This is a genomic window from Faecalibacter macacae (assembly GCF_003687725.1).
Lineage (GTDB): Bacteria > Bacteroidota > Bacteroidia > Flavobacteriales > Weeksellaceae > Empedobacter > Empedobacter macacae.
The window spans coordinates 92,215-111,857 of sequence record NZ_RDOJ01000002.1 but is presented as its reverse complement, the minus strand read 5'-3'; the positions used below and the strand labels follow the sequence as shown (position 1 = coordinate 111,857).

General features: G+C 29.0%; 14 protein-coding genes and 7 tRNA genes. 11 read left to right on the top strand and 10 right to left on the bottom strand.

The features are described 5' to 3' along the window. The first annotated feature begins 20 nt into the window (after positions 1–20). Positions 21–1,865 carry a DUF3857 domain-containing protein gene (locus EAH69_RS01810; protein ID WP_121933485.1) on the top strand — a complete coding sequence of 615 codons (1,845 nt, stop codon included), beginning with the start codon at positions 21–23 and terminating at the stop codon, positions 1,863–1,865. A gap of 40 nt (positions 1,866–1,905) precedes the next feature. On the opposite strand, the gene EAH69_RS01805 is transcribed toward EAH69_RS01810, so the two are convergent. Further along, positions 1,906–2,892 (bottom strand): LuxE/PaaK family acyltransferase, encoded by a 987-nt coding sequence (locus EAH69_RS01805; RefSeq protein ID WP_121933484.1) that lies wholly within the window; start codon positions 2,890–2,892, stop codon positions 1,906–1,908. A gap of 34 nt (positions 2,893–2,926) precedes the next feature. Then, positions 2,927–4,570 carry a Na/Pi cotransporter family protein gene (locus EAH69_RS01800; RefSeq protein ID WP_121933483.1) on the bottom strand — a complete coding sequence of 548 codons (1,644 nt, stop codon included), beginning with the start codon at positions 4,568–4,570 and terminating at the stop codon, positions 2,927–2,929. A 290-nt stretch (positions 4,571–4,860) separates the two neighbouring features. Between EAH69_RS01800 and EAH69_RS01795 the strand changes: the two genes are divergently transcribed. From EAH69_RS01795 to EAH69_RS01765, 7 genes are all read left to right on the top strand, one after another. Then, positions 4,861–4,937, top strand: a tRNA-Thr gene (locus tag EAH69_RS01795). A gap of 22 nt (positions 4,938–4,959) precedes the next feature. Then, positions 4,960–5,040 (top strand) — tRNA-Tyr (locus EAH69_RS01790). 8 nt (positions 5,041–5,048) lie between these two features. Further along, positions 5,049–5,122, top strand: a tRNA-Thr gene (locus EAH69_RS01785). Positions 5,123–5,153: 31 nt separating this feature from the next. After that, positions 5,154–5,234: transfer RNA gene (locus EAH69_RS01780), tRNA-Tyr, on the top strand. Positions 5,235–5,241: 7 nt separating this feature from the next. Continuing rightward, a tRNA-Thr gene (locus tag EAH69_RS01775) sits at positions 5,242–5,315 on the top strand. A gap of 31 nt (positions 5,316–5,346) precedes the next feature. Further along, positions 5,347–5,427: transfer RNA gene (locus EAH69_RS01770), tRNA-Tyr, on the top strand. Between the two features lie 7 nt (positions 5,428–5,434). Continuing rightward, positions 5,435–5,508 (top strand) — tRNA-Thr (locus tag EAH69_RS01765). A gap of 158 nt (positions 5,509–5,666) precedes the next feature. On the opposite strand, the gene EAH69_RS01760 is transcribed toward EAH69_RS01765, so the two are convergent. Next, a complete protein-coding gene (locus EAH69_RS01760; RefSeq protein WP_121933482.1) occupies positions 5,667–6,425 on the bottom strand; it encodes a 5'-methylthioadenosine/adenosylhomocysteine nucleosidase in 759 nt (252 codons plus the stop codon). A 226-nt stretch (positions 6,426–6,651) separates the two neighbouring features. On the opposite strand from EAH69_RS01760, the gene EAH69_RS01755 reads away from it, so the two are divergent. Next, positions 6,652–7,302 (top strand): YceI family protein, encoded by a 651-nt coding sequence (locus tag EAH69_RS01755; protein WP_121933481.1) that lies wholly within the window; start codon positions 6,652–6,654, stop codon positions 7,300–7,302. Positions 7,303–7,615: 313 nt separating this feature from the next. Here the strand turns inward: EAH69_RS01755 and EAH69_RS01750 are convergent, their stop codons facing one another. The 4 genes from EAH69_RS01750 to EAH69_RS01735 form a co-directional block, all read right to left on the bottom strand. Next, positions 7,616–8,968: a UDP-N-acetylmuramate--L-alanine ligase gene (locus EAH69_RS01750; RefSeq protein WP_121933480.1), complete on the bottom strand. Its 1,353-nt coding sequence runs from the start codon at positions 8,966–8,968 to the stop codon at positions 7,616–7,618. Positions 8,969–8,988: 20 nt separating this feature from the next. Beyond that, positions 8,989–9,882, bottom strand: a complete 894-nt coding sequence (locus EAH69_RS01745; RefSeq protein ID WP_121933479.1) for a lysophospholipid acyltransferase family protein — start codon at positions 9,880–9,882, stop codon at positions 8,989–8,991. Positions 9,883–9,897: 15 nt separating this feature from the next. Then, positions 9,898–10,536 carry an NUDIX hydrolase gene (locus tag EAH69_RS01740; RefSeq protein ID WP_121933478.1) on the bottom strand — a complete coding sequence of 213 codons (639 nt, stop codon included), beginning with the start codon at positions 10,534–10,536 and terminating at the stop codon, positions 9,898–9,900. Positions 10,537–10,655: 119 nt separating this feature from the next. Continuing rightward, positions 10,656–11,210, bottom strand: a complete 555-nt coding sequence (locus EAH69_RS01735; protein WP_121933477.1) for a hypothetical protein — start codon at positions 11,208–11,210, stop codon at positions 10,656–10,658. A gap of 339 nt (positions 11,211–11,549) precedes the next feature. Between EAH69_RS01735 and EAH69_RS01730 the strand changes: the two genes are divergently transcribed. Continuing rightward, positions 11,550–12,956, top strand: coding sequence for a tetratricopeptide repeat protein (locus tag EAH69_RS01730; RefSeq protein ID WP_230466663.1), 1,407 nt, complete (start codon positions 11,550–11,552; stop codon positions 12,954–12,956). Positions 12,957–13,019: 63 nt separating this feature from the next. On the opposite strand, the gene katG is transcribed toward EAH69_RS01730, so the two are convergent. Further along, positions 13,020–15,275 carry a catalase/peroxidase HPI gene (gene katG, locus EAH69_RS01725; RefSeq protein ID WP_121933621.1) on the bottom strand — a complete coding sequence of 752 codons (2,256 nt, stop codon included), beginning with the start codon at positions 15,273–15,275 and terminating at the stop codon, positions 13,020–13,022. A gap of 278 nt (positions 15,276–15,553) precedes the next feature. Here katG and EAH69_RS01720 point away from each other — a divergent pair, with 278 nt between their 5' ends. Beyond that, complete coding sequence (locus EAH69_RS01720) at positions 15,554–16,411, top strand: helix-turn-helix domain-containing protein (RefSeq protein ID WP_121933475.1); 858 nt, start codon at positions 15,554–15,556, stop codon at positions 16,409–16,411. 309 nt (positions 16,412–16,720) lie between these two features. On the opposite strand, the gene EAH69_RS01715 is transcribed toward EAH69_RS01720, so the two are convergent. Next, the gene (locus EAH69_RS01715; protein ID WP_121933474.1) at positions 16,721–18,316 is read right to left on the bottom strand and encodes an autotransporter outer membrane beta-barrel domain-containing protein; all 1,596 of its coding nucleotides are present in this window, start codon (positions 18,314–18,316) and stop codon (positions 16,721–16,723) included. 360 nt (positions 18,317–18,676) lie between these two features. Then, positions 18,677–19,327, bottom strand: coding sequence for a MarR family winged helix-turn-helix transcriptional regulator (locus tag EAH69_RS01710; protein ID WP_121933473.1), 651 nt, complete (start codon positions 19,325–19,327; stop codon positions 18,677–18,679). Positions 19,328–19,643 lie beyond the last annotated feature (316 nt).

The following is a 19,643-nucleotide window of genomic DNA, read 5'->3' as shown; positions in this document are numbered from 1 at the left end:
AACACTAATTTGATATACTAATGAATTTTAAACAATTTTTCTGTCTCATATTTTTGATCTCTATTTCAAGTTTTGCTCAAAAATCATTATCAGGATTTCCGACATTAACAGCTCAGCAGTTAGAGCTAAAATCTGTATCATTTGAAAAGGATGCGCAAGCTGTAATTTTAGACGAAACCGGATATATGAATGTATTTCGTGGTGGCTATCAATTAACGGTTAAAAGAAGAATCAAGATATTAGACGAAAAGGCTTTCGATTACGGTAATATAGAATTAAGTTATTATGCTAAAAATAATACAGAAAAAATAACAAGAATTAGCGCGCAAACAATTAATAATAATTCAGGAGAATATGTGAACTCTGTGGTTGATTCTAAAGATATTTTTGATGTAAAAAATGGCGACGATTATAATGTCGTTCGATTTGCTTTTCCGAATGTAAAAGTTGGTTCAATTCTAGAATATCAATACACGCTTTCAAGTCAAAATATCTATTCAGCAGAACCTTGGTATTTCCAACATGATTTTCCAACTTTATATAGCAAATACGAAACGAAAGTAGAACTTTATGGTTTACATACTAAGTTGTTGTTAGGAAAAAGACTTCAGTCAAAATATAGTAATATTGATAAAAAGGCTTATTTATTTGAATTAACAAATATACCAAGTGTAAAAGAATTGAAGTATGTATATAATGCAAATAAAGTTTCTGAAAGTATTCGTTTACAGTTCACTAAATATGATACATATCCTGAGTTTCGTAAAGATTTTGAAAAATATAATTTATTAAATGAAAGCGAATTTGCTGTAAAGAATTATGCAAAGAAAATTCCGGACGGTGCCACGGAAATGGAAACTTTAAAAAACACATTTAATCAGTTTAAGAAAGATTTTAGATGGAATAATTATAGAGGAATTATTTCGGTTAATGCACAACGTGTAACATTAAATTCAAAAGAGGGTAATTTAGCTGATTTAAATATATTATTGAATGATATTTTAAAACAAAAAGGATTTAAAACGAACTTAATTTTATTAACATCAAGAATTCATGGTAAAGTTTTACCCTCAATTCCATATGTTGATCATTTTGATTATTTAGTTAATTATATTGAATTAAAAAATGGAGAAAGCTTTGTTATTAATGCAGTAGATATTCCAGAAAATGATTTCCGTTTTGCTAATCTAAATTTGTATAATGATAAAGCGTATTTATTAGATGAATCGAAAAATGGGAAGTTTGTAGTGATCAATCAAATTTTATCAGAGAACTTTGTAGATTTTAAGTATAATTTCAGAAACGGAACAATTAGCGAAAGCAGAAAAGATGTATTTAATGGATTCTTTTATGATAAAAACGAAAAGGATTCAAAGAAATTAGTTTCTCGCTATTTAGAAGATCCAATTCAAGTTCAGAATGATGAAAAAAGCTCACCAATTAATTTTGTTAATAATCGTTATGTTGTAGGTCATAATGCTAAAATTCCTTTTTCAGCAGCGAATACATTTTATGTAATTGAAAATCCATTAGAAAAATTTATATCCTCGTATGTTTTTGATGAAACAGATAGGAAAGTCCCTGTTGAATTTAATTTTCCTTATTATTTTAAAGTAAATATTCATGTTGAGGTTCCTGATGGATTTGATATCATTAAGTCTGATAATTTTGATCAAACAATTAATCCAAATTCAGATTTAGTTTATTCTCAACGACAAAAATTAACAGGTAATAATTTAATTATTTCCTATGAATTATATTTAGGTAAAGCAGTTTTTCAGACAAGTGATTATGAAGTTTTGAAACAATTTTTTGAATCAGTTCAACAAGAAGCAGCGAAGCAAATTTCATTAAAGAAGAAATAATATTGAATAAAAAATCCTCCGAAATTTCGGAGGATTTTTTTTATTCGTTTATCACTAAAAGATTACAACCACGCACATCTGAATGATCAAATCTTCCTAAAATTTCAAATTGATTTTCACTGACTTTTTTACCTAAGTCATCGGTTGCAATAAAACTACACGAATTTACATTAGCCAAGTCAATCACATTTACTCCACCAGTTTTTCCAATTCCAACATATTTAAATGGATCTTCAGTTTCACGAATCATCATTCGCATCCAATTTGGTGTTTTAAACGTTAAATCACCACGAGAATACCCTTGACTTAATAATTCAGTCATTCCATATTCCGAATGGATTTCATCCGTCCCAAAACCTTCTTTTAAAATTGTGTGTAATTCTTCGCGCGTAATTTCTTTTTTACGACCTTTCATTCCGCCAGTTTCCATTACAATGGTGTTTTTTAAATCCATTTTGTAATTGTCTACAAAGTCTAACAAAGCAAAAGAAACTCCGATTAAAAGAGCTTTTTTACCTGTTTTTTCGTGCGCAACTAGATTATCATATAACTCTTGATGATTGTATAAATAGAATCCATTTTCAGGGCGACCAGATTTTTCAATCCAATATTCAACCATATCAATTAAAGAAGATCCAGTTCTTTCTAAATAAGAAGGAAGTAAAGCGAAAATAGTATAATCCGAAAGTGGACCATAAAATTGCTCAAAGCATTTTTCTAAACTATAATGATACAAAGCCAAATCCGTTACCATATGTCGGCTCGTAGCCATACCAGTAGTTCCGGAGCTAGTAAAAGTTTTCTCCACAGGATTATTTCCTGTGATGATATCAAATTGTTTAAAAAATTTAATAGGTAAAAACGGAATGTTTTCAAGTTCTGAAACCGAATCAATATCAATTTTTAGATTTTCGACAAACGATTTATAAATAGGATTATTTATCGCTTGATGTCTAAAAACTTCTAATGTTTTGATTTTAAAATCTTCTTCAGATTGAATTGAAAATATACTTTTAGCTTCTTGCATGCAGCAAAATTACAAACATTTCAGGATTTAAAAACTATTGCTGATTTAGTTTTACAATCGTTTTATTTGCTCGATATAAATGATCTCCTAATTGCTCGTAATGTTGTATTAATTCTTTATAATACATCGCACTTAGGGCATTTAGATTTTCTTTATCAATTGTTCTTAATAAATTATTATCAGCGTCTTTATAAGTTGAATTGATTGTTTTTTCGATATTTTCAGCTTCTTTGATTGATAATTCTAAATCATTATCGTTCAAATTTTGATTTAAAACAGTTGTGGCTTGGTCTAAACTTGATTGTAAACTAACTAAATAATCACGCATTTTAGGTGTAAAGTAACTATTAGTTAATCTTCGTTTTCTGTGTATAACGGCTATTTTAATTGCAATATCGCCAACACTTTCTAAGTGGTGCGAAAGTGTAATTAACTGGTGTAACTCTAATCTATTTTCGTTTGGTAAATCAAGACTTGAAATGTCATTTATAAAATCGTTTACTTCAATTTCTAAATCATCACCTTCTTTTTCTAATTGATATATTCTTTCACGGAAAATTATCATTTTATCTTCGTCACTTTCCGTAATCATTCGGCCTAAAGTATGTACAATTTGGCGAGCAGTTCCGGCTAAATTAATCATTTTTTTATTCGCTTCGTTTCTGTATAAATCAGAATTTGTTCCGAATGGAATAGAGAAGAATTCAACTTTTTTATCTGTAGTAATCTTTTTCTTCATTAATAATTGATGAGAATAAGATGTGATTTTATTGATAAATGGAAAGAATAGAATAACACCTATTATATTAACTATAATATCAAATGTAATTATAGTAACACTTATATTATCTGTATAATTTGAGATTTGTTTCAATAGTATCCCTCCTATAAAGAAGAATAGAACAGCACAAACTGTATTAAAGAAGCTGTGAAATAAGGCAACCAACTTGGTTTGATAATTCCCAATAACAGCAACTAAATGTGCCGTAAGTGTAGTTCCGATGTTAGCACCTAAAACCATCATTGCTGCCAACTCAATCGGTAAACCTTTTTCAGCAAGTAATATCGCTATTGTAATTGTAGCAGCAGAAAAATGAACAAAAATGGTAAGTAATAAACCTATTAATATAAAAATTAGCTTTGTTAGAATTCCGAAATTCTGTAGATCTACAATTAAATGTTGAATAATTCTTTCGTCAAAGGCTGGAATAAATTCTTTTATAAAATGGATAGATATAAATAATAATGCTAAAGAAAAGAATATACCACCTAATTTTCTTCTGAATTTAATTTTGGATAGATAAAAAGGTAATGAGATAAATAATAAAGGTAAAGCAATCATTAAAAAATCAAACTTTAAACCTAAGTAAACTAACCAAAGTGTAAGAGTGGTTCCGATATTAGCACCTAATATTAATCCAAAAGCCTTTTTTAAATTAATTAAACCAGCATTTATAAAACCAAGAATACATACAGAAGCAGCTGATGACGACTGAATTGCTGTTGTAAACAATGTACCTGCAACGATAGATGAGGTATTATTATAGGTAATTTGGTTTAAAGTTCGCTTGAAATTAGATCCAGATAACGCTTGTAAATTCTCACTAAGGTATTTTATGGCGAAAATAAACAGTGATATTGCTCCTAAAATCTGTAATATTTGGATAAGAATGTGCATTTAAGTTTTAATAGTTCACAAAAATAATGCTTCTATTGTAAACTAAATATTATGTTTTCTCTAATTTTCCATTTTAATCGAAAAAAAAAGTTTAATTTATTTTAAAATGTAAAAAATTGATAATCAAAATAAATGCTAAAAACTTTGAAAAAAGTTTATTTTTTTTCTTGAAAACATTTGCGAGATTCAAATTCTCGCCATAATATTGCACCACGAAAGAGATACAACAGTGCTTAACACACGAACGTAGCGTCTTTCAGAATTTGAAATTAAAATCAAATATTTTTTTTGCCGATGTAGCTCAGTTGGCCAGAGCAGCTGATTTGTAATCAGCAGGTCGTGGGTTCGAATCCCTCCATCGGCTCCAAAGAAAATAAAGAATAATAGTCGGGGAGATACTCAAGCGGCCAACGAGGACGGACTGTAAATCCGTTGGGTAACCTTCGCAGGTTCGAATCCTGCTCTCCCCACTAAAATTGCCGATGTAGCTCAGTTGGCCAGAGCAGCTGATTTGTAATCAGCAGGTCGTGGGTTCGAATCCCTCCATCGGCTCAAATTCTTTGAAGAAAAATATTATTTTATTGGGGAGATACTCAAGCGGCCAACGAGGACGGACTGTAAATCCGTTGGGTAACCTTCGCAGGTTCGAATCCTGCTCTCCCCACTAAATTGCCGATGTAGCTCAGTTGGCCAGAGCAGCTGATTTGTAATCAGCAGGTCGTGGGTTCGAATCCCTCCATCGGCTCAAATTCTTTGAAGAAAAATATTATTTTATTGGGGAGATACTCAAGCGGCCAACGAGGACGGACTGTAAATCCGTTGGGTAACCTTCGCAGGTTCGAATCCTGCTCTCCCCACTAAATTGCCGATGTAGCTCAGTTGGCCAGAGCAGCTGATTTGTAATCAGCAGGTCGTGGGTTCGAATCCCTCCATCGGCTCATAAGTTAAAGAAGTATAATTATTATACTTCTTTTTTTTATCTATTTATTTTACTAAAAAACTCTCTGTTTTTTATCTTTTACGGTTCTTGTGAAAGATTTAACCAGAAATTATTAATGTGTGCATCAAGAAAAAAAAGCCCTTTTTTAAGGACTTTTTATTTGATGATGTTTTTGATTATCTCTATTGAATAGATATTTGAAATCTTTTCAGTAAATTTCATAAAATCTATTGTTGAGTGTTGATCTGCTTCGTCTGAAATTGTTCTAATCACGATAAAAGGAATTCCGAATTCATAACATACTTGCGCTACAGCAGCTCCTTCCATCTCTACACACTTTGTGTCAGGTAAATTACTTAATAGATTGTTTTTTTGTTCAGAATCTTTAAAAAATTGATCTCCAGAAGCGATTAAACCTAAGTGTAATTTTGGATGATGTATATTAAATTGATCCAAATCCTCTGTGTCGATTACTTGATGTAAATATGAATTTTCTAAAATATGCTGAATTGAATTTTCTCCAAGTTTCAAAAATTCTGAATCTGTTTTGAAATGAGATTTTCCAATTAATGGAATTTCAAATTGAGGAAATAGAGGAGTAGCGTCCATATCGTGTTGGACTAATTCAGTCCCTAAAACAATATCACCAATTTTTAAATCAGAAGCAATTCCGCCAGCAACACCAGTGAAAATTAATTCAGTAATATTAAATTTTAAGATTAATGTAGAAACTGTAGCTGCTGCTGCAACTTTGCCAATGCGAGAATATACTACGACAACATCTTGGTTGTTAATTGTACCTGTATAGTAAATACGCTTACCAAAACGATGTTCTTTTTTATTTTGTAATAGGTTTACAACTCCGTTTATTTCTTCAGGAAGTGCACCCATTATACCAATAATGCGTTGAGCCATAAATTTATTTGAAAGTTATTTTCTGTATTTATAGATAGAACAGTACACCTCATATATCAATATAAAAGGAAGACAAACGATAATTAGTAAAGTGTTTAAAATATGTTTTATCATGTTGCAAAGTTAATTGATTCTTTTTAAAAATATTTATTTAGCAATAAGTTGATAAAAATCAATACACGCATTAGTTCGCCAATTTGTAACTTCGTGCATCTTATAGATTGATATGAAAAAAATAGCGATAGTATTAGGAGTTGTTTGTTTAACGACTTTTAGTTGTACAGAAAATAAAGTAGAAGAAAACGTAAACAAACCAATAGAGGAAGTTGTTGTAACGCAGGAGGAGCCATCTGATATTGTTGATGGAGTAGTAAAAAATTCTGTTGTAAAATGGATTGGTTTTAAAACTACAGAGAAATTAGCTGTAAATGGAACTTTTGATGCAGTGCAAGTGACAGATACAAAAGAAGGAACAACACCAGAACAAGTTTTAGAAGGAGCTAAGGTTAGAGTAGTTGTGTCGTCTATTAACTCTGGAGCTGAGGATCGTGATGGGAAACTGAAAATGATCTTATTCGGTGCAATGGAAAATACAGCTGACATTTACGGTGTGATTAACTTTAAAGGAGGAAAAACGTACATTACATTTACATTAAATAATGTATCTAAAGAATACGAAGTAGCTTCTAAATTTGAGAATAACGTATTTACAATTAACACAACTGTAGATTTAGCTAACTTTAATGCGAACGCAGCTGTAGAAGCTTTAAATACAGCTTGTGGAGATTTACACAAAGGAGCGGATGGTGTTACTAAAACGTGGTCTGAAGTAGAAATTGAAGGGTCAATTGAATTTTCGGAAGAGTTTGGGAAATAATTTTCTTGTATTATAAAATAGAACAAATAAAAAAGCTGCAGGATTTTCCTACAGCTTTTTTTGCGCTTTCAATTTAGATTAAGAGGTGAAACAAAACCAGTTAACTAATTTTCTTCTTGATTTCTTAATATTATCTAAAATAATCAAAAAATTTAGTTAACAACAATAAATTGATTATTTTTTTGATAAAAGTTTAAAAATACATCTGAAAATTATTAATTTGAAAATACTATAAATTGATTTTCAATTAGTTTAATGCTTAACATCAAATCAAAAAAATAGCGTAATCAATAACATGATTACGCTAAATATATTATCCTTTGAATAATTCGTTTAAATTAGTTCCTCCGAAACTTCCAGAACTCATCATTAAAAATACTTTATTCGTTTTATCTAAAGTTTCAATGTAGTTCTTTAATTCTTCTGAAGAAGTGAAAACTAAAATAGAATCATCTCCAAAAGCTTTTTTAATATCTTCAGGCGAAATCATTTCCATTCGTTTAATTTTTAAAGCTTCAGGATCGTAATTTACAATCTTGATATCTGCTTTATCTAATGCTCCTTTGTACTGAACTAAAAATTCAGGATTTAAAGAAGAGTAGGTGTGGATTTCTAAACATCCAACAACTTCTTTTTCCTTGTATTGTGCTTTAACTGCGTTAGTAACAGAAGTAACTTTACTTGGTGCGTGTGCAAAATCTTTATACGCAACAAAATCCTTTGTACGATTGATTAATTCTAATCGTTTTGAAGCTCCTTTAAAAGATTGGATTGCTTCGTTAAAATCATCATCCATCATACCTAATTGTTTACAAATTGCACGAGCACCTTCTAGATTCATTAAGTTGTGATCACCAAAAACTTCTAATGGAATTGGGCCTTCTTCTGTTTCTAAATAGGTAATTCCGTTGTCTATAGAATGAGCTGGAATATTGTATGAGAATTTCTTTAATGCACGTTCAGTATTTTCTACAACATTTACAACTTCAGTATCAGTTTCGTTGTAAATTAAAGCTCCACCGTTTACAATACTATCTATAAATTTAGAAAATTGTTCTTTGTAAGAATTAAACGTAGGGAAAACGTTAATATGATCCCAAGCAATTCCAGAAATTAAAGCAATATTTGGCTGATATAATAAGAATTTTGAACGACGATCTAAGGCTGATGATAAATATTCATCACCTTCCATAATCATAAATTCGTTATCCTCGGTTAATTTAACCATTACATCAAATCCTTCTAATTGTGCACCAACCATGTAGTCAACATCGATTCCGTGGTAGTGTAAACAGTGTAAAACCATTGATGTAATTGTAGTTTTTCCATGAGAACCACCAATTACTACACGCGTTTTATCTTTTGATTGTTCGTATAAATATTCTGGATACGAATAAATTTTAATTCCTAATTCTTGCGCACGTAACATTTCAGGATTGTCAGCATGTGCGTGCATTCCTAAAATTACAGCATCTAAATCTTCAGTAATTTTTTCTGGAAACCAACCTAACTCATTTGGTAAAATACCACGTTGTTCTAAACGAGTTTTAGAAGGTTCAAAAATAGCATCATCAGATCCTGTTACTTGGTATCCTTTTTCGTGTAAGGCAATTGCTAAATTGTGCATTGCGCTACCACCAATTGCAATAAAATGTACTTTTTTCATTTGTATAAAAGCGGTGGAAATTATTCTTGTGTTTTTTCTTTTTCCGATTCATTTAAAGTTGCGATTTCTTCATCTTCGTCAAAATCGTCATCTTCATTTAAATAATCATCAAGAGATTTATTTTTAATTTTTTCTAAAATTTCTTCGATTGGACGAACTTTGTTGAATTCTGGAGATTGTTCTATCGAATCCATAATTCTTTTCATGATTTCATCTGAAGATTCTTTTTCAAAATCGAAAATTAAAGGATCTTTAAATGTCATTGTTGCGTTAATTCCTCTTTTCTTAATTTTTAAACCTTTTTTATCGAATGCACGACGGAAACCATCGATAACAACCGGAATAACAATTGGATTATTTTTACGAATTAAGTGAGCAGTACCACGACGACCAGGAGCAAAAGCTTTTGTTGTTCCTTGAGGAAAGGTTACAACCCAACCGTTTTGTAATGCTTTATCGATGTTATTTACTTCTCTTAAATCAACCTTACGATTAACGTCTTGACCTTTTGCACGCCAAGTTCTTTTTACAGTAACAGCACCAGTGTAAGCAAATAACTTTGTAAGTACATTGTCTTTCATTGTTTCTTCGGCAGCTACGTAGTAAAAGTCAATCTTTGGATTTAATAAATAAACAGGGTTTTTTATTGTGTCAATAAAACCATTTTTTACGCTACAAAATACGTGATACATTGCAAAAACATCAGCAAAATAAGTTTGATGATTTGATACAAATAATACGTTTTGTGATGGTAAATCAACTAATTTTTCAGTTCCAGAAACTTTAAGTTTATTGAAACCGTTATATCTGTTATATGTGAAAGATCCTAATAAGAAAATTAAAGAGCGTTTTAGGAAATATAAATGTCCGAAAGCGTCTCTATAAAAGGATTTTTTATTTGATTTTTGTGCCAATTTTCAAGCTTTTAATTAATTATTAAGATGATATTTTATAACATCTTTAAACTCTTCAAGAATCATTGCAGTAGCTCCCCAAATGTATTCTTCGTCTCCAATATTATATCCAGGAATATCTACTTTGTGTCCAGAGAATTCTTTAATAAAAGATTCAGGCTCAGCATCTAAAAATGCTTCTAAATCTAAAGGAATTACATATTCTACTTCGGCTTCGTCTGGTACAAAATTTGGTTGGCCATGATGAATCGCAATGAATGGATATACTAAGAAATTACTTGGTGGAATAAAAATTTCAGTTAATTGTTTTATTACTTCGATATCTTCATCAAAAACACCAAGTTCTTCAACAGTTTCTCTTACAGCTGTTAAATCTAAAGAAATATCAGTTTCTTCGAATTGTCCTCCTGGTAAAGAAAATTGATTAGAATGTGCGCCATCATAAGAAACACGCATAGTTACAGGAAATTCGATATCTCCTAATTCATTTTCGAATAATAAAATCATTACCGATGCTACACGAGGATTAGTACGTTTAATCATTTCAATATCGTACTTTTCTCTGTAAGGTGGAGAAAGTTTTTCGTGAGAATCCCAACCTGGTAATTCTTCAACAGATTCCGATAATATATATTTAAGTTCTTCTAAATTCAAAACTAATTTTTAAGTCAAATTATATCCAAAGGTAATTAAATTACTCCAAACGCTTCGAAAGTAAAGGCAATAAAAAATCCTACAGTAATAGATGTAGGATTTAATTTGTTTTTTGTTGTCTATTCCTCAATCACTTTAACTTTATCAACGGTCGATTTTCCAAACGAATTTTCTAAAGTATAGGGTGCATTATTTATCAATAATTCAATTTTTAAAGTGTCCGTACTATTATATTCTTGAGAGTTAATATCAGAAAAATAAATGTTACGAATTAGATTTCCACCCGATAGAATGGTGTTTTTTAAGATTATATCATTGGTTCCCATCGTCATTTCTTTCAATTGATGATCTCCAACAATTTCTTTTCCATTTAAAGATAAAACAGTTTTTATAATCTCTATACGGATATGTTTAGAACTGTTATTTTGGAAAGTAGTTAATATATCTAATTTGTTTTTTCTTTTTGTAATTGATGAAATATCAAACGTATAATCGTCTTGAAAGTTAACTTTCCCTTTTTCAGTTTTCGAAATTTGTATGTAAGTTACTTTGGGAGATTTAATTTCATTTTCCTGAATTGTAATTTCAACATTCTTTTTTGCTTGTGATTTTAGAAAAATAAATCCTATTATAAATAAGATAAGAATAGAGATTATAATTGCAATTGTATTCATGCTTCAAAATTACGAATATTTAATTATTGAATAGAATTTATGAAGATTGAAAATAAGTAATTAATTTGCTAAACTAGTTTAGCAATAAATGTATAATGTTTTTTTAAGTTGTCTATTAATTTCTAATGTAATTGTAATAATACATACGTAGATATACATGTATTTACAAGTAAGTTTTTTTTAAAAATCACTTAATTTTAAGTAATTAAAAGTAATTAAAATCAGTTTATAAATATTTAAAACTATTATTGTCTAATAGATTATTGTAATATTTTTGCCAATTATTAAATAATTAAATTGAAAAGAGGAATTTTATTGAAAATTTTAATGCTTTTATGCATGAATTTAACATTTGGACAAAATGTTATTAAATCATACAAGTCATTTTATGAAAGTAGTATTCATAAATATTCCGATGAGAGTTATAAGTTAGTACAATTAGGAGATTCTTTGTATAATAATTCGATTAATGATGAGCAGAAAATTTATTCTTTAATAACATCTGGAATAGGATATTATAATTTAAAAAATTATGGAAACTCATTAAAAGTCTCTAAAAAAGCAGATTCAATAGCTAGAAAAAATGGAATAAATGAACAGGAATTAAGAACAAGCTTATTACTTTATAATATTTATTCTAATAGTGAATATAATTCATATTCAGATATTGAGAAACAAAGAATTTATACATTATTATCAAAGAGAAAAAATGATAAGATTTATAGGAATGTCATAAAGGCGATTAATTTAAATATACCTTATATTGATTTAAAATCTTCAGATTATGTTAAAATAAAAGAAGAATTAAAAAAAGAAATTACTTTTTATAAGGACGAAAATGTTGATAATAAAACAATTTTCAATCACTTAAATTCTTTATTAAGATTAGCAAATTTATATAGACAAGATAAGGATTATGATAATGCTAAAAATTATTATAATTATTCGAAATTAATATGCGATAAAAAAGGTATTTCTGATGAATTAATAGATTTAAAAATTTATTTTGGTTTAGGGGAAATAGCCTTATATGAAGGAGATTTTCAATTATCTAATGATTATTTAAGTAAATCATTAGAAATAGCAAAATTAAAAGACTATAAGGGATCTATAGAAATAATAAATTCTAAGTTAGCTATTTTAGAAGATCAACGAATTGAAGAAGTTAATAAGAATGAACATTTAAATACGGATTCGGTTAAATCTCAAAATATAGTTTCTAATTATTCAAAATATTACTATTTTATTACTCTTATATTTTTACTAATTTTATTTATATCTTTTTATTTATTTAAACAGAAAAAGAAAAATCAAAAAAAATATTTTGAGAATATAATTGAAAATTTGAATAAAGATAATTTATATAATTCAGCTTTTGAATCTCAGAAATTGGATAATGAATTCCTAGAAATATTAAAAAAAATTGAAGATGACAAAGAGTTCTTAAATCATAATTTGTCTTTAGCTTCTGTTGCTTTTAAAAATAAAGTTTCTTCAAGTAAATTAGAGGATGCTATAAAGAAATATAAAAACAGAAATTTTGAAGATTACATAAGTTATTTAAAAATTTATAATATTATTAATAAATTAAATAATAACCCTGATTTATTAGAATATGATATTAATAGGATAAGTGAAATAGCTGGTTTTTATTCTAAAATGGAGTTTATAACAATGTTTAAAAGAGAAACAAATTTATCTCCATCAGAGTTTATTAATTTATTACAAAAAACAGTAAAAAAATAGTTGTATAAAAAAAGCATGAATCAATCGATTCACGCTTTTTACATTTATATTGAAATCGTTTGATTAGAAACGATCTGCATTCATTACTTTGTTCCAAGCAGCTACGAAATCCTTAACGAATTTATCTTTAGCATCTTCAGAAGCGTAAACTTCAGCAATAGATCTTAATTCAGAGTTAGAACCGAATACTAAGTCGTTACGAGTACCTGTGTATTTCGCAGCTCCAGTTTTACGATCAGAACCTAAATAAGTTTCCTTAGAGTGATCCATTGCTTTCCACTGTGTAGACATGTCTAATAAGTTTACAAAGAAATCATTCGTTAACTGACCTGGACGATCTGTGAAAATTCCGTGATTAGATCCGTTGTAGTTGATGTTAATTGCACGTAAACCACCAAATAATACAACTAATTCAGGAACGTTAAGTGTTAATAATTGAGCTTTGTCAATTAATAACTCTTCAGTAGAAACTGCGTAGTTGTTGTATTTACGGTAATTTCTGAATCCATCAGCAACTGGTTCTAACCATTTGATTGAATCAACATCAGTTTGTTCTTGTGTTGCATCTGTACGACCAGGAGTAAATGGAACAGTAATATCGTGACCAGCATCTTTAGCTGCTTTTTCGATACCTACAGCACCACCTAATACGATTAAATCTGCAATAGATACATTTTTACCAGATTTAGCTTTTAAATCTTCGTATGCAGTTAAAACTTTGTTTAATTGTACTGGGTTGTTAACTTCCCAATTTCTCATAGGCTCTAAACGGATACGAGAACCATTAGCACCACCACGTTTGTCTGATCCACGGAAAGTAGAAGCAGAAGCCCATGCAGTAGATACTAATTCTGAAACTGATAATCCTAATCCTAAGATTTGTTCTTTTAATTCAGCAACATCACTATCAGAGATTACTTCACCTTCGTGCTTAGGAATTGGATCTTGCCATACAAATTCTTGCGTAGGAACATCTGGTCCTAAGTAACGCTCACGTGGTCCCATGTCACGATGAGTTAATTTGAACCAAGCTTTACGGAAAGCTTCTTCAAATTGATCTGGATTTTCTAAGAAACGACGTCCAATTTTTTCATATTCAGGATCAAAACGTAATGCTAAATCCGAAGTTAACATAGTTGGGCGTAATTTTTTGTTTGGATCGTGTGCATGAGGAATAATTTCACCAACATCTTTAGCTACCCATTGGTGGGCACCAGCTGGAGATTTAGTTAATTCCCATTCAAATCCAAATAAGTATGATAAGAATAAGTTTGACCATTCTGTTGGTTTAGATGTCCATGTAACTTCTAATCCAGAAGTAATCGTGTCACCACCTTTACCTGTTCCGTAAGAGTTATGCCATCCCAAACCTTGAGCTTCTAAATCTGCAGCTTCAATATCAGCGCCAACGTGATCTGCAGAAGCAGCACCGTGTGTTTTACCGAAAGTATGTCCACCTGCAATTAAAGCTAAAGTTTCTTCGTCATTCATAGCCATACGTGCAAACGTATCACGAATATCTTTTGCTGAAGCTAATGGGTCAGGATTTCCATCTGGTCCTTCTGGGTTTACATAGATTAATCCCATCTGAACAGCTGCTAAAGGATTTTCTAAATCACGAGTAGCATGTTGATCGTTATTTGAATCTTCAGAAATGATTACATCTTCACCTTCAACTCCGGTAGATCCACCTTTTCCATATCGTTCATCACCTGCTAACCAAGTTTTTTCGTTACCCCAATAAACATCTTGATTTGGTTCCCAAACGTCAGCACGTCCACCAGCAAAACCTAAAGTTTTGAATCCCATCGATTCTAAAGCCATATTTCCTGTTAAGATCATTAAATCAGCCCAAGAAATTTTTTGTCCGTATTTTTGTTTGATAGGCCATAATAAACGACGTGCTTTATCTAAAGAAACGTTATCTGGCCATGAATTTAATGGAGCAAAACGTTGTTGTCCTTCTCCAGCACCACCACGACCGTCTTGAACACGGTATGTACCTGCACTGTGCCAAGCCATACGGATAAATAAAGGTCCATAGTGTCCAAAATCTGCAGGCCACCAATCCTGAGAATCAGTCATTAAAGATTTTAAATCAGCCTTTAATGCTTCTAAATCTAATTTTTTAAATTCTTCTGCATAATCAAAATCTACACCCATTGGGTTGACTTTAGTATCGTGTTGTTTTAAAATATTAAGGTTCAATTGGTTTGGCCACCAATCTCTATTTTGAGTCCCACGTCCAGCTGCATTGTTTTGTGCTACGCTACCATTGTGGAAAGGGCATTTACTGATGTCTCCTCCTTGATTTTCCATATTCATATTGTTTATTATTGTTTTTTTAAATTTGTGTAATATTCATAAAGATATGAATACAATTTCTGATTATAAAATTGTATTGTTTTATTTAAGAATAATTTATAATTATAGTAATAGTGTAATAACGTGATATTAAATTATTTGTATTATTGAATGAAAATGTAATTTAAAATGAGAAAAATTTAACATAAAGAATCCTTTATTGATAAGGGTTCTGTGTGTTTTTAAAGAATAATACTTGAATAAAAAAGATTTATTAAAACTTAGATTTGATTTTGAATACATTTGCTTCTCTTAACCTAAAAATTCAGAATATTAAAATCATTAATGAGAAAAATATTTTTGAATATATTCCGATGGGACATCCAATTCGTCCTCAGAATACAGCTATTTTATTTGTTAAAAAAGGGTGTGTGTTATTAAAGGAACATGTAAGTGTACATTCTTTAGAATCGAATTCGATCATCATCATTGATACAAATAGGGTATATGAGGTACTTGAGGCAAGCGATGAGATAGAAATTTTACTTTTGGTATATGAGCGTTCTTTTTTAGATAAAATAGCTTTAAAACTGAATAAGATTAAAGTGTATGATAGTTTGAAAAAACAATTGAAGCGTATTTTTAATATTTCTTCTTCTGAAATGGACATTATTTTTACGAATTTGAAATTGTTGGATTTTTATCTTCAAGAGAAAAAAGACATTACATACATTAAAGAAATAGTTGAGCATTTATTTATGATTGTGCTTTATCATATTGTTAGTGTAGTGGAAGAGAATAATGAAGATGTTACAGAGATGACAAGAAATCAACAAATAGTAAATGATTTTATTTTGTTGGTCTCAGATTATTATTTACAAACGAAATCTGTTCAGTTTTACGCTGATAAACTACATATTACAAGTCGATATCTAAGTAGTGTAGTAAAATTAGAAACGAATAAAACACCTAATGATTTTATTACTGAGTTTATATTAAATGAGGCAAAAGCACAACTTTCAACCACAAATAAAGCCGTAAAAGTGATTGCAAGAGATTTACAGTTTAGTGATCAGTATTCATTTTCACATTTCTTTAAAAAACATTTAAAATTAACTCCATTACAATATAGAAAGCAGTTTAAAGATTAAAATATTACTTTTAAACATCTTTTGATGAATTTTAAGCATTTTTAAAACTTAATTTCATTTCTACATTTGCTTTGAAAATAAAATGAGGTATATTCTTTATTTTATTTAGATAATCTAGTTTATCTTTTTTGATAGTTTAGTTATTTTGAGATAATAATTTTCGAATTTTTCCACTAAAAGTAATAGCAATTTGTTTTTACTTAGAAAATTTTAATCAAGAAATAGAATAAAAAAAACCAGAGATTTTCTCTGGTTTTTTTAGTTTAAAATTGGTTAAGTTTAATTTTACGTAAATAGATTAAGGTTTGTTTATTGTATTTGTAATTGTTGAATAATTGCCTCTAATCGAACAATTTTTTCTTCTAAATTTTCGATTTTGTTAGTTAAATCAGTTATATCAACATTGTTGTAATTTTTTGCTGACATGCTATGTGATTTTTTAATTACACCATCTTGATCAATAACCAATACACTTCCGTTTCCTTCTTTGATATTTTGTATACGAATAGGGTCTAAACCAGCGCTAGGTTTAATATCTAATTTGTACAAAGGTTCAGGAACTCCGATACCAATAAAGGCTGAATTGTCTGTATATAATTCACCTTCAATTAATATATTTTTACCGAAAATAGCATTACCTATATTCATAACGTTACTTAATTCTTTCAATAAATTTTCTTGTGTTGGTAAGCTAGCTTTTGCTTGATTTAATATACTAAATGTAGCTTTAGAACCAATAAAAATATTATTGTTTCCAATTACATTAATTCCTGCATAATTTCCGATTGCTGTATTGTGATTTCCTTTAGTACCATCAGCACTAAAAGTCGAAGCTAAAGCAGCATGACCAATAGCTGTATTGTAATTACCTATATTTCCGGAAATTAAATAATTATTATTGTTAAAACCTTCAAGGGCAGAAGCTCCAATAGCAGTATTATAATCTCCTTTTTTAATAAATTGAGCTGAGGACATACCTAATGAAGTGACATTAAATCCTTGTTCTAATCTTCTTGTAGAGTTTACACCAATTACTGTATTATTCATAGCAGGTCTATAAGCGTTATTGATATTATCTTTATCTGTATTATGTTGTAGAGCTCCAAATCCAATTGCTATACTATTAGAACTTGTAGTATTACGTTGTAAAGTTTTTACACCAATAGCAATATTATTACTTCCAGTTGTATTTGTTATTAATGTTTCAGCACCAATTGCAACATTTCCATTTCCACCGTTGTTATTTGTTAAAGAATGATTTCCTATTGCAATAAGATTATTATTTTGAACACTTGTGCCATTAATATTTATTTTTTTAGAAAATGAACCTTTTCCGAATGATATATTGTTTGAATTAATAATTCCTACATATTCATTGTTAGCTTTTAATGCTAAATCCTCATTATTAATAGATCCTAAAAAGTTTCCGCTTTCTAGTTTTCCTAAAGAAGTTGTTTGAAATGCTATGCCATTTAAATCTGTTAATTCCGTCCCATTTATAGTAAGTAATGGTGAAATTAGAGTAGAATTGCTATATAAATTTGGATTAATTTCGTTTCCTGAAATTTTCCAGTCAGTGATGTCATTATTTTTTAATGTTTGCCATAAAACACCATCAAAATAATAATATCCTTCTGTAATTATGTTTGCAACCTGTGAAGTTGAGGTGCTTGTTAAGGTAGAGTTAGTTACGTAAACTAATGCACCAGTTTGCTCATTGGTATAAGTTTTAACATTTAATTCTTCTTTTGTTAATCGAGGAGCGATAATACCATCTAAAATTTCATTTTTTTCAGATTTTTGAACATCTAAAGTTGATTTAGGGTTTTCTGTGTTTATCCCTACTTGTGCATTAGAAATAGTCAGTGTGAAAATAGTAGTTAATAAAGTTAAAGAATTTTTCATTGATTAGATTAGAGTTTAATATTTATTGCAAATATCAATGACAATAACTAACGAAAAAATCAATGTATTGTTTGTATTCCGGAATATGAATGATTTTTTAAAAATAAATAATTCGATTTAAATTATTTAACTAAAAGTAGTATAGTTGTTTAGGTTTTTTTATTTAAGGAATTAACAATTGTTATTTTAGAATATTAATATGTTTGATTCAGTAAAGAAAATCACTTATTTTAATATAAAATCTGTTAACTAATATTGTATTAATTGAAATAAATGTTTTAAAAAATAAAAATCCAGAGATATTTATTTCTTTGGATTTTTATTTTGTTATTATGAATAAAGTCAAAACAGAATTACTATTTAGATACTGTTTTCTAATTTATTTACATACTCTAATAGCTCCTCTGGTTTTTTATTAGCAGTATATATAGGGTAGTGGTAATTGTCTAGTTTTTGTAATAAAGATATTAAAACAATTTTTTCTTTATCTGTTAAATCACCAGTTACAATATTAGTTGCATTTCTAATATTCGCCATATTTTCTTCAAGGATTTTTTTACCTTCTGTAGTTATAGAAATTAATTTTTGTCTTTTATCTATTTCATCATCAATTTGATCTATCCAACCTTTTGCAATTAAACGATTAATAATTTGCATTCCAGGAGATTTTTCATGAATATTTTTCTTAATCAAATCCATTTTAGTCATTGCTCCAAATGCATTTAAATTAATTAAATAGATGAAATCTTCTTGTGAAACGAATTCAGTATTCTGTATTACTGATTTTGAGTAAGTTTTGGCATATCTATTTAGGTGGACAATTAAGGTGTTAATGATGCTATTCATTGAACGGCCTTTTTCTTTACCATCCCAAGAAACAAATTGAGTAGGTTCCTCTAATAACCAAGATTTATATGATTCAAAGTCAATATCTTCAATGGACTCCTTTTTACAATGTTCATCGTATTTTTCTAAACTATAAATAATGTCTTTTAATAAAGTGTATTTCATATTTTATTATTCATTTTATATACAAAATTAGTATTATATAGTAATAAAATAACAAACTCTAAAAATTTTATTTTGTAAGGTTTTTTATTGATACTTGATGCTCAATACAATTGTGCGGGAGCAAGTTATTTTTTAATTTAAAAACCTTTACCGTTATAAGATAGTAATTTTATTACCTCATTGTGTATTGCTTCATATTTCAGATTTTCTATTTTTATCTGCATTCAGTTTTCTGAATCCAATGCTTTTTGTCTTGCTCCAGGACCAGCTGATATTCTTTCTATGATACGAGAATCATATTTAAACTTAAAATCCT